The 13,007-nt window shown below is 70.3% G+C and carries 12 protein-coding genes; 3 read left to right on the top strand and 9 right to left on the bottom strand.

The annotated features are described in order from the left end of the window. Nucleotides 1-46: 46 nt before the first annotated feature. The gene (locus tag G3I56_RS25305; RefSeq protein ID WP_164412710.1) at nt 47-802 is read right to left on the bottom strand and encodes a lysophospholipid acyltransferase family protein; all 756 of its coding nucleotides are present in this window, start codon (nt 800-802) and stop codon (nt 47-49) included. Between the two features lie 174 nt (nt 803-976). Here G3I56_RS25305 and G3I56_RS25300 point away from each other — a divergent pair, with 174 nt between their 5' ends. Together G3I56_RS25300 and G3I56_RS25295 are read left to right on the top strand one after the other, a co-directional pair. Further along, the gene (locus G3I56_RS25300) at nt 977-1,810 is read left to right on the top strand and encodes an alpha/beta fold hydrolase (protein ID WP_164412922.1); all 834 of its coding nucleotides are present in this window, start codon (nt 977-979) and stop codon (nt 1,808-1,810) included. Then, the gene (locus G3I56_RS25295) at nt 1,803-2,396 is read left to right on the top strand and encodes a hypothetical protein (RefSeq protein ID WP_164412708.1); all 594 of its coding nucleotides are present in this window, start codon (nt 1,803-1,805) and stop codon (nt 2,394-2,396) included. Before G3I56_RS25300 ends, G3I56_RS25295 begins: the two co-directional genes overlap by 8 nt. A gap of 171 nt (nt 2,397-2,567) precedes the next feature. On the opposite strand, the gene G3I56_RS25290 is transcribed toward G3I56_RS25295, so the two are convergent. From G3I56_RS25290 to G3I56_RS25265, 6 genes are all read right to left on the bottom strand, one after another. After that, nucleotides 2,568-3,323, bottom strand: coding sequence for an endonuclease/exonuclease/phosphatase family protein (locus G3I56_RS25290; RefSeq protein WP_164412707.1), 756 nt, complete (start codon nt 3,321-3,323; stop codon nt 2,568-2,570). A gap of 200 nt (nt 3,324-3,523) precedes the next feature. Further along, a complete protein-coding gene (locus G3I56_RS25285; RefSeq protein ID WP_164412705.1) occupies nt 3,524-4,477 on the bottom strand; it encodes an ROK family glucokinase in 954 nt (317 codons plus the stop codon). Between the two features lie 114 nt (nt 4,478-4,591). Next, a complete protein-coding gene (locus G3I56_RS25280) occupies nt 4,592-5,107 on the bottom strand; it encodes a DUF5304 domain-containing protein (RefSeq protein ID WP_164412703.1) in 516 nt (171 codons plus the stop codon). A 57-nt stretch (nt 5,108-5,164) separates the two neighbouring features. Beyond that, the gene (locus G3I56_RS25275) at nt 5,165-6,340 is read right to left on the bottom strand and encodes an ArsA-related P-loop ATPase (protein ID WP_164412701.1); all 1,176 of its coding nucleotides are present in this window, start codon (nt 6,338-6,340) and stop codon (nt 5,165-5,167) included. A 191-nt stretch (nt 6,341-6,531) separates the two neighbouring features. Then, nucleotides 6,532-6,972, bottom strand: coding sequence for an SRPBCC family protein (locus G3I56_RS25270; RefSeq protein WP_164314504.1), 441 nt, complete (start codon nt 6,970-6,972; stop codon nt 6,532-6,534). 135 nt (nt 6,973-7,107) lie between these two features. Beyond that, entirely contained in the window at nt 7,108-7,914 is an 807-nt protein-coding gene (locus tag G3I56_RS25265; RefSeq protein WP_164412699.1) for a metallophosphoesterase, read from the bottom strand. Nucleotides 7,915-8,210: 296 nt separating this feature from the next. Between G3I56_RS25265 and G3I56_RS25260 the strand changes: the two genes are divergently transcribed. Further along, complete coding sequence (locus tag G3I56_RS25260) at nt 8,211-10,007, top strand: AMP-dependent synthetase/ligase (protein WP_164412697.1); 1,797 nt, start codon at nt 8,211-8,213, stop codon at nt 10,005-10,007. A gap of 25 nt (nt 10,008-10,032) precedes the next feature. On the opposite strand, the gene G3I56_RS25255 is transcribed toward G3I56_RS25260, so the two are convergent. Then, complete coding sequence (locus G3I56_RS25255) at nt 10,033-11,619, bottom strand: GMC oxidoreductase (protein ID WP_164412695.1); 1,587 nt, start codon at nt 11,617-11,619, stop codon at nt 10,033-10,035. Between the two features lie 146 nt (nt 11,620-11,765). Continuing rightward, nucleotides 11,766-12,908, bottom strand: coding sequence for a glycosyltransferase family 4 protein (locus G3I56_RS25250; protein ID WP_164412693.1), 1,143 nt, complete (start codon nt 12,906-12,908; stop codon nt 11,766-11,768). Between the last annotated feature and the right edge of the window lie 99 nt (nt 12,909-13,007).

Below are 13,007 nucleotides of genomic sequence, written 5' to 3'. Positions count from 1 at the left end.
GTACGGCCATGTCCCCGCCCATCCCCGAACCCGCCCCCAGGTACTGCTACTTGGTGCCCGACCGTTCCTTCTCCAGGGCCTTCTGCGCCTGCTTCTCCGCCAGTTTCTCCGCCTTCACCGCTTCCGCGATCTGGCGCTTGGCGGCCGACGCGTAGATGTCGACGTACTCCTGGCCGGAGAGCTTCATGATTTCGTACATGACCTCGTCGGTCACGGCGCGGAGTACGAAACGGTCGTGTTCCATGCCCTGGTACCGGCTGAAGTCGAGCGGCTTGCCGATGCGGATGCCCGGGCGCATCAGCTTGGGCATCACCTTGCCCGGCGGCTGGATCTTCTCGGTGTCGATCATCGCCACCGGGACGACCGGCGCCCCGGTGGCCAGCGCCACGCGCGCGAGGCCGCCGGGCTTGCCCCGGTAGAGGCGGCCGTCGGGCGAGCGCGTGCCCTCCGGATAAATACCGAACAACTCACCGCGCTCGATGACCTCGACACCGCTCCTGATCGCGGCCTCGCCCGCGCCGCGCGCCCCCGAGCGGTCCACCGGGAGCTGGCCGACGCCCTTGAAGAAGGCGGCGGTCATCCGGCCCTTGAGACCGGGCGTCGTGAAGTACTCGGCCTTCGCGATGAAGGTGACCTTGCGGTCGAGGACCGCGGGGAGGAAGAACGAGTCGGAGAAGGACAGGTGATTGCTCGCCAGGATCGCCGGGCCGTCGGCCGGAACGTTCTCCAGGCCTTCCACCCAGGGCCTGAAGGCGACCTTCAGCGGGACCCCGACGGAAAGCTTCATCGCGCCGTACAACAACCGACTGCCTCCTGTGTATGTAGATCAGACCTTAACCCGCAGCGCTGCCAAAGAGCCCGACGGCCCTGGTCGGTGTCAGTGCGGTCGCGTACGGTGAAGTACGCCTCGAAGCCTCGTGGCTTCCATGCGTGATCACCCACCCCAGTCACCCACCCCATGAACAGGAGACCGATGGTGCCGGTCCTTCCTGGAGCCGAGCCGTACCGCCATGAGGGCGGGGAGGTCGGAGTCCTCCTCTGCCACGGTTTCACCGGTTCCCCGCAGTCGTTGCGCCCCTGGGCGGAGTACCTCGCCGAGCGGGGCCTGACCGTCTCGCTGCCGCTGCTGCCCGGGCACGGCACACGCTGGGAGGACATGCAGCTCACCGGCTGGCAGGACTGGTACGCGGAGGTGGACCGTGAGCTGCGCGCCCTGCTGGAGCGCTGCACCCAGGTGTTCGTCTTCGGCCTGTCGATGGGCGGCGCGCTCACCCTGCGGCTCGCCGCGCGGTACGGCGACCGGATCAGCGGCATCGTGGTCGTCAACCCGGCGAACAAGGTGCACGGTCTTGCCGCGTACGCCCTTCCGGTGGTGCGTCATCTGGTGCCCTCGGTGCCCGGCATCGTGAGCGACATAAAGAAGGAGGGCGTCGCGGAGGTCGGATACCCCAGGGTTCCGCTGCACGCGGCGCACTCGATGCGGAGGTTCTACCGCCTGGTCGACGCCGAGCTGCCGCAGGTCACCCAGCCGATGTTGCTGCTGCACAGCCGCGCCGACCATGTGGTGCCGCCGGCCGACTCGGCCCGGGTGCTCAGCCGGGTGTCGTCGACGGACGTGACGGAGATCGTGCTGGAACAGAGCTACCACGTCGCGACGTTGGACCATGATGCGGACCGGATCTTCGAGGAGAGCCACGCGTTCGTCCTCCGGCTCGCATCCGCGGCCGGCAAGGGGTCCGAGGAGTCGAAGGACTCGGCGGGGCTGGGAGACCAAGTGGGGCAGCAGGAAGGGACGGCCACGGGTGGCTGAGCACGACTCCGACCGCGAGCCGGAGGAGAAGGGTGTGCCCTTCGACGAGGCGGCCGCGTTTGCCGCGATCGTGGAGGCGTACGGGGACGAGCCACCGGACCCGCCCGGCGCCAAGCCGTTCAAGTCCATCGAGGATCTGGCGCTGCTCGAACCGGACACGAACGAGGACACCGACGACACCGTCGACCCCGACCCCAAGGGCAACGCCGACAAGGTGGCCAAGGGCGACGGGCAGCCCGCGAAGCCGCTGGGCAGTTCCGTCGCCTTCGCCCCGGGCGTCGGCGGCCCACGCGACTACACGTCCCCCGACGCGTCGGAGGACGACTTCGACGATGACGACGAGGGCCACTTCGTACCGCCGGAGCCGCCTGCGCTGCCGTCCTCCGACACGACCGCACGGTTCGCCTGGCTGGCGGTGCTCGGCGGTCCGGTCCTGCTGATGCTCGCCGTACTGCTGGGCTGGGACATGACCTGGTGGCTGACGACACTGAGCATCGGCGGGTTCCTCGGCGGGTTCGCGACGCTGGTGACGCGGATGAAGGGCGAGGAGGACGAGGAGGATCCGGGGCGGGGGGCTGTGGTCTGACGACCACTGTCCGGCTCCGGGGATGTTCTATGGCATCGGGGATGTCCGGGACGCGGGGATTCTGAGGGCGGCCAGCACCGGAAGGTGGTCCGTGGCCGCCCTCAGGCAACTCCTCTCGACGCCGCACTCCGCCGGGCGGGCTGGGCTGGTCTGGTCTGGTCTGGGCTGGGCTCAGGATGCCGGTACACGCAGTGCCGCCAGGACCGGAAGGTGGTCCGTGGCCGCCCTCAGGTCTGTCTCCGTCACGCCCGGAAGGCCGGTCGGCACCCCGCAGCCGAGGACCTCGATGCCGGGCGTGGCCAGGATCGCGTCGATCCGCTGGTGCGGGTCGGTGGGCGTCGAGGTGTACTCCGTACCCCAGGGGGCCGTGGTCCAGCAGTCCTGGAGGCCGGTGGCCAGGCGCCGGAAACTGCGGCCGGCTGGGCGTTCGTTGAGGTCGCCGCCCGCGACCGCGTGCGGTACGTCCAGTGCGGCGAGGCGGTCGAGGAGCAGTCCGGACTGCTCGTACCGCTCGTCCTTCTGCAGGCTGAGGTGACAGCTCAGTACGCCGAGCCGGGCGCCCCCGAAGCGCACGACCGCCGTCGCGAAGCCGCGGCGGTGCTGACCGGGGGTGAGCGGGAGAAGGACGTCCTCGGTGCGTTCGACGGTGGCGCGCAGCGAACAGAGGAGGGCGGGGCCTGCGGCGGTGGCGCCGCCGGAAAGGAGCACCTGGCCGGAGGCCGCTGCGAGGCGGGAGAGTTTCTTGCGCCAGCGGAAGAAGCGGGGGGCTTCCTGGATGAGGACGAGGTCGGGGGCGCAGGCGGTGATGACTCGGGCGAGGGCGGTGGTGTCGTCGCGCATCGAGCGGATGTTGTAGCTGAGGACTCGGACGACGGCGGAACCGTCGGGGTGTGTAGCGGGGTTGGGGAGCGGAGGGTTCGTCGCCATGTGGTCAAGATACGGAGGTGGGGTGAGGGGGATGTCGGGAACTCGCCGTGGGAGGTGCGGTAGTTGGCCGTCTGGCGGCCCATTGTGGCTTGTCGCGCCCACGCGGCGGAGCCGCACGATGACACAGCCCCGCGCCCCTAAAAAGCAGCTCGCCGTCCCCCTGCGAAGGGAACGGCGAGCAGCTGCACGTATGGGGGTGTTTACATGATCGGGTCTGGTTCTCTCGCCAGGTCCGCCGCGCCCACCATGCCTGCCTTGTTGCCCAGTTGGGCGGCGATGACGTCGGCCACCGGGCGCCAGTTGCCGCCCACCAGCCAGCGCTTGTAGGACCTGCGGATGGGGTCGAGGACCAGTTCGCCCTCGTCCGAGAGGCCGCCGCCGACGATGAAGGCGGAGGGGTCGAAGAGGGAGGCCAGGTCGGCGAGGCCAGAGCCGGCCCAGCGGGCCAGTTCGCGGTACGAGTCGACGGCGACCGCGTCGCCCTGCCTCGCGGCCATCGAGATGTGCTTGCCCTCGATGCCCTCGGGCGTGCCGTCGCCGAGGGAGAGGAGCAGCTCGGCGTTCTCCGGGGTCGCGTTGGCGCGCTGCTTCGCGTACCGGACGAGGGCACGCCCGGACGCGTACTGTTCCCAGCAGCCCTGGCTGCCGCAGCCGCACAGCAGGCCGTCCGGGACCACGCGGATGTGGCCGAACTCGGCGGCCACGCCGAAGTGACCGCGGCGCAGCTTGTTGCCGATGATGATGCCGCCGCCGAGGCCGGTGCCCAGGGTGATGCAGATGACGTTGCGGTGGCCCTTGCCCGCGCCGAACTTGTACTCGCCCCACGCCGCCGCGTTCGCGTCGTTCTCGACGACGACCGGCAGGCCCACGCGGGCCTCGACCTTGTCCTTCAGCGGTTCCTCGCGCCAGTCGATGTTGGGCGCGAAGTAGACCGTGGACCGCTGGCGGTTCACGTATCCGGCGGCGCCGATGCCGACGCCCACGATCTCGTGCCCGGCGCGTGCGCCCTCGACGGCGGCGGCGATGGCGTCCACGATGCCCTCGGGCGTGCCCGGGGTCGGCACCTGGTGGGTCGAGAGGATGTTGCCTTCCTCGTCGACCACGCCGGCCGCGATCTTCGTGCCGCCGATATCGACGCCGATGGTGAGTCCCATGAATCCCTCAGTTTCGGTGGAGCCCCGCTACGGTCAACCGTACCCGAGGCCCTGTCGCCGGATGCCCTTCGTCCGTGCGGTGGGCGGGCCCGGCGTGAGGTGATTCGGGGGGTGTCAGTCCAGGTCGATGCGCTCGCCGGAGCCGGTGCCCTCGCCCCGGTCGTCTCCCCTGCCCTCTCCCCGGTTCTTTCCGCGGTCGGCCTCCCGGGACGTCCAGCGGCGTTCCTGGGACACGACGGCCGAGCGGTAGGCGGCGAGCAGTTCGTTGCCCGCGGCTGCCAGGTGGTCGAAGACATCCGGGTTGCGTTCGATCACCGGTTCGACGGCCGCCTTCGCCTGCTGGACGACCTGCTGCACCACCTGCTGGGCGGTGCCCTGGGCGACCGCGCCGAGCAGCGGTGACTGCAGGGACGACAGCTTCTCCGAGACGGCGTCGACCAGCTTGCGCAGTTCCTCGACGGCGGAGGCCGGCGGCTGGCCGTACCGGGCCCGGCGGCGCGCCTTCTCCGCTTCGAGGTCCTCGGCGCAGGCCTTCGCCCAGGCGTCGGCGTCGGAGACGGGCGTCTCGTACGGTGCCTCGTCGGCCGCGTCCCCCCGAGCGGTTTCGGATGTGGGGCGCTCTTCGCTCATGGCGGGCTCCTGACTACGGTTCGTCTCTCCGACGGTACCCGAATGGACGTACGCCGTTCATCGGGTCTGCGGCCACAGATCCGGGTCCGGCGCGAAACGGACCCTCAGCTCGCCGTCGCGCAGGGCCGCGCCGGCCACCGTGCAGCGGCGCAGTGCCGAGGGCAGCGGCACGATACGGCGGAACGGGCCGACGGTGACGACGAGTTCGTCGCCGCGCCGGACCAGGTCGAGCTCGTCGCGTATCGCGCCGGGCAGCGGGATGTGCCAGACGAGCACACCGTCGTCGGCGAGGTGGTCGGTGACGGGCCACTCGACGGTGACGGGGGTCCGGTTGACGGCGGGCGTGCGGAGGGCGGCCAGGTCGTCGGTGCCGCGCGGGTCGTGTCCGAGGTGCGGGACCTGGTGGAGGGCGTACGCCTCCTGCCAGTCATCCAGCGACTTGCGCTGCTGGGCGGTGACGGAGGCGAGCCAGGGGTCGGTCGAGGGCTCCGGCAGGACACGGTTGGCGAGCAGCACGTCCGCGCGCAGGCCGCGCAGGGCGAGCCCGGTGGTGGCGGCGCGTACGGCGTCGGTGCCGGCCGGGCCGGGTTCGGCGACCAGTCGTACGACGGTGTCCTGGTCCTCGACGACCGCGGTGACGGCGGCCAGTTCCACGTCCCAGCGGGCGGCGGCCTCGTACAGCCACTCCGTGGGCATCGGGACGCCGGCGAGGCGGCCGAGTACGGGGCGCAGGGCGCGGGCGGCCTGGCGTTCGGCCGGGAGGAGGCGGCGCAGATAGCGGCGGAGTTCCTCGGGGAGGGCGAGGAGGGCGAGCGCCTGCGCGGTGGGCGGGAGGTCGACCACCAGGAGGTCGTACGCCTCCGAGAGCGCGGCGTCGCGCAGGGCGCGCAGCAGGGCCAGTTCCTCGGCGCCGGGGAGGGGCGTGGGTTCCTCGGGGTCGAGCCGGGAGGCGCCGAGGAAGTCGAGGACGTTCGCGGCGCGGTCCTGGAAGGCGGTGAGGTCGGCGCGGAAGCGTTCGGCGGCGTCGGGACGCCAGGCCGTGAGGTGGGGCGTGCCCGGTACGGGTACGGGGGTGGGGCCGGTGGGGGTGCCGAGGGCGGCGCCGAGGGTGTCGGTGCGGTCGGTGCTGAGGACGAGGGTGGGGGTGCCGTCGCGCGCCGCGGTCAGTGCGGTGGCCGCGGCGAGGGTGGTACGGCCCGAGCCGCCGGGGCCGGTAAGGAGGAGGGTGCGCATGTGGGTGAACGGTACCGGTGCCTGCGCCGCGCCCCTGGGGGCTGCGCCCCCAGACCCCCCTTTCGCGCTGAACGCGCTCGTCCTCAAACGCCGGACGGGCTGGGTATTTCAGCCCCTCCGGCGTTTGAGGAGCGGGGTCTGGGGCGGAGCCCCAGAAGGATGGGACGGGTAGGGGCGGCGGGGGCGAGAAACTACTTGGGTTCCTCCACGCGCTTCTTCAGCCCCGCCAGCGCGCGGTCGATGATGACCTTCTCCGCCTTGCGCTTGATCATGCCCAGCATCGGGATCTTGACGTCGACCGTCAGCTGGTAGGTGACCTCGGTCGCTCCGGCGCCCGCCGCCTTCAGGATGTACGAGCCGTCCAGGGCACGCAGCATCTGCGACTTGACCAGGGTCCACGAGACCTCGTGTTCACCGGTCCAGGTGTAGCCGAGGGTCTGGTCGTCCTTGATCGCGCCGGCGTCCATGACGAGGCGGACCTGCTCGGCGCGGCCCTGGGCGTCGGTCTTCAGGACCTGAGCCTCCTTCACCTCGCCGGTCCAGTCCGGGTAGCGGGCGAAGTCGGCGATCACCGCCATCACCTCGTTCGGTGCAGCCTCGATCGTGATGCTCGAACTGGTGAATTCCGCCATCGAAGTGGCTCCTCCAGATGCGGTCCGGTGAGGGAGGGACGGTGCGCACGTATGTGCAGCGTGAAGGCTACCCCGCGCAGGGGAGGCCGTTGCCACCAGGACCCGGTGGCAGCGCGGGCAACGGGGTCGCCGAAGTCACCATTCGAGCACCCACGGCTGCCCGCTCCCCGCGAAGTGCCCCACGTTCACGCACTCCGTGGCGCCGATCCGCATCCGCCGGGCCAGCGGCTGGTGGACATGGCCGAAGAGCGCGTACCGGGGGCGCGTGCGCCGGATCGCGTCCAGGAGGGCACGGCTGCCGCGTTCGAAACGGCGCGCGACCGTGTCGTACACCAATTCCGGGATCTCCGGCGGGATGTGTGTGCACAGCACGTCGACCTCGCCGACCGCCTCGATCTTCGCCGCGTACTCCTCGTCGCTGATCTCGTACGGCGTGTGCATGGGTGTCCTCAACCCCCCGCCGACGAAGCCGAAGGTGCGGCCCCCGATCTCCACCCGCTCCCCGTCCAGGACATGGGTGCCCGGGCCGGCGTACTCCGACCACAGCGTCGGCATGTCGACGTTGCCGTAGGTGGCGTACGTCGGTGTCGGGAACGCGGCGAACAGTTCGGCGTACTGCTTGCGTACCGCCTTCTCGATGGCCGTCGCCCGGTCCATGCCGATGCCCGCCCACAGCCGGGCCCCGAGCTCGCGCGCCTCCTCGAAGCGGCGGGCGGTGCGAAGGGCCACGAGACGGCTCGCGTTCTCGGCGCCGAACAGGTCGGGGAAGATGCCGCGCGAGTGGTCGGCGTAGTCGAGGAAGAGGACCAGGTCGCCCAGACAGATCAGGGCGTCCGCGCCCGCACCGGCCACGGCCAGGTCACGCACGTTGCCGTGCACGTCGCTGACCACATGAACGCGCGTCCTCTTCTCCTGTGGGTTGCCCCGCGGTGTGGGTGCCATGGCGATCAAGAGTAGGCGTGTGTGGCATGGGTGAACAGGACAGGGGGGTCGCTCACGGTTACTGGGCAGTCAAGAAAACCGTGCACTACTGTGCGTAAAAGACACCAACCCGTGTGACGCCGCGAACATCTCGGCGGACCCCCCTGTCGTAGGAGCCATACCGGCGGGTAACGTCCGGGCAGTCCAGTCGTGCTCAGGATTCAACTACAGGATCCGTGAGTACTTGCCCGAGCCATGGACCGCACCGTCGCATCGCACAACGTCGTGGCGCCGGCGCCCTATGAGGAGCAGCAGTCTTGCGCGAGTTCAGCCTTCCGGCTTTGTACGAGGTCCCCGCGGACGGAAATCTGACCGACATCGTGCGCCGAAACGCCGCGCAGCATCCGGATGTCGCCGTCATCGCCCGCAAGGTGGGCGGCGCCTGGCAGGACGTGACGGCAACGGCCTTCCTGGCCGAGGTGCACGCCGCCGCGAAGGGCCTCATCGCCTCCGGGGTCGCGCAGGGCGACCGGGTCGCCCTGATGTCCCGTACGCGGTACGAGTGGACCCTGTTCGACTTCGCGATCTGGTGCGCGGGCGCGGTGACAGTACCCGTGTACGAGACCAGCTCCGCCGAGCAGGTGCAGTGGATCCTCAGTGACTCGGGGGCCACCGCGATCATCGTGGAGCTGGACGGCCACGCGGCCTCCGTGGCGTCGGTGCGCGACCGGCTGCCCGAGCTGAAGCACGTCTGGCAGATCGACGCCGGCGCGGTGGAGGAGCTGGGGCGGGCCGGCCAGGACGTCAGCGACGCGACCGTCGAGGAACGCGGAGCGCGGACGAAGGCCGACGACCCGGCGACCATCGTGTACACGAGCGGTACGACCGGCCGGCCCAAGGGCTGTGTGCTCACGCACCGCAGCTTCTTCGCCGAGTGCGGGAACGTCGTCGAGCGGCTGCGGCCCCTGTTCCGGACCGGCGAGTGCTCGGTCCTCCTCTTCCTGCCGCTCGCGCACGTCTTCGGGCGGCTTGTGCAGATCGCGCCGATGATGGCGCCGATCAAGCTGGGCACCGTCCCGGACATCAAGAACCTCACCGACGAACTGGCCGCGTTCCGGCCGACGTTGATCCTCGGTGTGCCGCGGGTCTTCGAGAAGGTCTACAACTCGGCCCGGGCCAAGGCGCAGGCGGACGGCAAGGGCAAGATCTTCGACAAGGCCGCCGACACGGCCATCGCGTACAGCCGTGCCCTGGACGAGCCGTCCGGTCCGTCGGTCGGCCTGAAGTTCAAGCACAAGGTCTTCGACCGGTTGGTCTACAGCAAGCTGCGGAACGTCCTCGGCGGCAAGGGCGAGTACGCCATCTCCGGCGGCGCCCCGCTCGGTGAGCGGCTCGGGCACTTCTTCCGCGGGATCGGCTTCACGGTGCTGGAGGGCTACGGCCTCACCGAGTCCTGTGCCGCCACCACGTTCAACCCCTGGGACCGGCAGAAGATCGGCTCGGTCGGCCAGCCGCTGCCCGGCTCGGTGGTGCGCATCGCCGACGACGGCGAGGTGCTGCTGCACGGCGAGCACCTGTTCAAGGAGTACTGGAACAACCCGGGCGCGACCGAGGAGGCGCTGGCCGACGGCTGGTTCCACACCGGCGACATCGGCACGCTCGACGAGGACGGCTACCTGAGCATCACCGGCCGCAAGAAGGAGATCATCGTCACGGCGGGCGGCAAGAACGTCGCCCCGGCCGTGATCGAGGACCGTATCCGCGCGCACGCGCTGGTCGGGGAGTGCATGGTGGTGGGCGACGGGCGGCCGTTCGTGGGCGCGCTGGTCACCATCGACGAGGAGTTCCTGGGCCGTTGGGCCGACGAGCACGGCAAGCCGGCCGGGTCCACCGCGGTGTCGCTCGCCCACGACCCGGATCTCCTCGCGGCGATCCAGGGCGCGGTCGACGACGGCAACGCCGCGGTGTCGAAAGCGGAATCGGTGCGGAAGTTCCGCATTCTGGCCTCCCAGTTCACCGAGGAGTCGGGCCACCTGACGCCGTCCCTGAAGCTCAAGCGCAATGTGGTGGCGAAGGACTACGCGGACGAGATCGAGGCTATCTACCAGAGTTAGTACAGGAGTTGGTACCGGAGTCGGGTCATGGCGCGGTGTCCTCGGCGAGGACCCGCGCCATCGTCCGTTCCGCGAGCGCGGTGATCGTCACGAACGGGTTCACCCCGATCGAGCCGGGCACCAGCGAGCCGTCGGTGATGTACAGCTTCGAATACCCCTTCACTCGGCCGTAGTTGTCGGTCGCCTTGCCCAACACGCAGCCACCCAGCGGGTGGTAGGTGAAGTCGTCGGCGAACACCTTGTTGCCGGTGCCGAACAGGTCGTACCGGTAGATGGTGTTGTTGGCCGCGTTGATCCGGTCGAACAGCTTCTTGGCCATGGCGACGGACACCGCGCTCTGGGCGGCGCTCCAGCCGAGCCGCGCCGAGTCGGTCGCCGCGTCGTAGGTGAACGACGCCCGCTGCGGGTTCTTGGTGATCGCCAGATAGAGACTCACCCAGTGCTCCAACCCCGTCGGCAGCGGGGCGATCTCGGCGAACACGGGGTTGTCGGTGTTGGCCCAGTCGTCGATGCCCATGACCGGCATCGTCGACTGGTTCGCCCCGACCGTGTCCCACAGGTGGTTGGCACGCCCGAGCATCACGTTGCCGTTGGTGCCCCAGCCGGTCCCGACACTGGCGTCGAGCGCGGGCAGCGCGCCCGTCTCCCGGGCCCGGACGAGGAGTTCGGTGGTTCCGACGCTGCCGCCGCCGAGGAACAGATAGGTGCACCCGTACTGCTTGGTCTGGACGACCGCGCCGGTGTCGTCGATCCGGTCGGCGGTCAGGACGTAGGTCCCGTCGGCGGCCCGGGTGATCGCCCTGACCCGCTCCATGGTGGTGATGGTGACGTTGCCGGTGCCGAGCGCCGAGGCGAGATACGTCTTGTCGAGGCTGCGCTTGCCGTAGTTGTTGCCGTAGATGACCTCCTGGCCGAGCGCGGACTTGGTCGCCGTGCCGGCCGCCTCGCGCTGCATGTAGTCGAAGTCGTAGACGCTCGGTACGAAGGTGGTCTTCAGGCCGGTGTTCTGGGCGTGCTTGCGGGAGATCCGGGTGAAGCGGTACCACTCCGTGGACTCGAACCAGGCGGGGTCGACACTGTTGACGCCGAGCATGGCGCGGGCCCGCGGGAAGTAGGTCCCGTACATCTCGGAGGCGTTGACGTTGGGGAACTGCTCGGCGAAGTACGACTGGAGCGGGGTGACCGCCATGCTGCCGTTGACCAGCGAACCGCCGCCGACCCCGCGGCCGAGGAACACGGACATGTCGTTGTAGTGCACGCGGTCCAGGGCGCCGGGGTAGAGGGAGATGTCCCTGTTGACGACGTCCAGCCACAGGAAGCTGGCCAGCGGCGCCTCGGTGCGGGTCTTGAACCACATGGAGCGCTTGTCGGGGGCGGCGGTGGAGCAGAAGATCTTGCCGTCGGGGCCCGCCGTGTTCCAGAGGCGGCCCATCTCGATGACGAGGGTGCGGATGCCGGCCTGGCCGAGGCGGAGGGCGGCGACCGCGCCGCCGTATCCGGAGCCGATGACGATGGCGGGGGCGGACTCGACGGCGGCGGGTTCGACGGCCTGGGCGGACTGGAGGCCGACGCGGGTGAATCCGAGGGCGGCGGCCGTCTGGAAGGCGGCCATGCCCAGTATTTGACGTCTCGTCAGCTGATGCTGCATCAACTGACGGTGTATCAGCTTTTCTGTCATGGGCGCAGCATCGGCGGAATATTGGGTTCCGCCTAGTAGGTGCGTACCTGCACATGTTCAAAAGCAGGGAACGTTTGCCGTCACAGCAGCGCCTTCAGCTCCTCCGCCAGCAGGTCCCAGCGCCACTTCTCCTCGACCCAGGCCCGTCCCCGTTCGCCCATCCGGGCGCGCAGTTCGGCGTCGCCCAGCAGGACGGTGATCCGGTCGGCGGCCTCCTCCACGGAGGTGCCGCGCACCACCCAGCCGGTCTCGCCGTCCAGGACCGCGTCCGGCGCGCCCCCCGAGTCACCGGCGACCACCGGCAGCCCCGTCGCGGACGCCTCCAGGTACACGATCCCGAGCCCCTCGACGTCGAGGCCGCCCCGGCGCGTCCGGCACGGCATCGCGAAGACGTCACCGGCGCCGTAGTGGGCGGGCAGCTCGGCCCAGGGCACCGGCCCGGTGAAGCGGACCGAGTCGGCGACGCCGGTCTCGTGCGCCAGCTTGCGCAGCTCCCGCCCGTAGGGCCCGCCGCCGACGATCAGCAGGACCGTCTCCGGCTCGACCGCGAGGATGCGGGGCATCGCCAGGATCAGCGTGTCCTGCCCCTTGCGCGGGACCAGCCGCGAGACGCACACGACCACGGGCCGGTCGGTGAGCCCGAGCCGGGCGCGGACCGCGGCGCCCCCCGACTCCGGGTGGAAGGTCTTCTCGTCGACCCCGGGCGGCAGTTGGACCATCCGCCGGGCCGCCCGGGGAGTCAGCGCGGAGGCGATCCGCGACCGCGTGTACTCGCCCAGATAGGTGATCGTGTCCGTCGACTCGCCGATCCTGCGCAGCAGTTGACGCGCCGCAGGCAGCTGCGCCCACCCGGCCTCGTGACCGTGGGTCGTCGCCACCAGCCGCTCGGCACCCGCCTTCCGCAGGGCCGGCGCCATCAGCCCGAGCGGCGCCGCCGCCCCGAACCACACCGACGTACAGCCGTGTTCACGCAGCAGCAGGGCGGCCCGCCCGGTGACCGCGGGCGTCGGCAGCAGCATCCTCGTCCGGTCCCGTACGACGGTGAAGGGCTGCTCGGCGTCGAAGGCGGCCGTGGCCCGGGCGCCCTCCGGGCCGCGCTTCCAGGTGGAGGCGTAGACGACGACCCGGTCGGGGTCGAGCCGCAACGCCATGTTGTGCAGGAAGGCCTGGATACCCCCCGGACGGGGCGGGAAGTCGTTCGTCACGATCAGGGTCTTGTGCACGCCGCCGACCCTACCGAACCGTCTCCCAGACCCTCCCAGAACCCTCACAGGTGTCCGGCCCCGCTTGATGGCGTTCGCACAGTCGAGCGGGAGATCATG

The organism is Streptomyces sp. SID12488 (assembly GCF_010548275.1).
Classification (GTDB): domain Bacteria; phylum Actinomycetota; class Actinomycetes; order Streptomycetales; family Streptomycetaceae; genus Streptomyces.
Note: the sequence above shows the minus strand (reverse complement) of the source record. Positions and strands in the feature narration are given on the sequence as shown.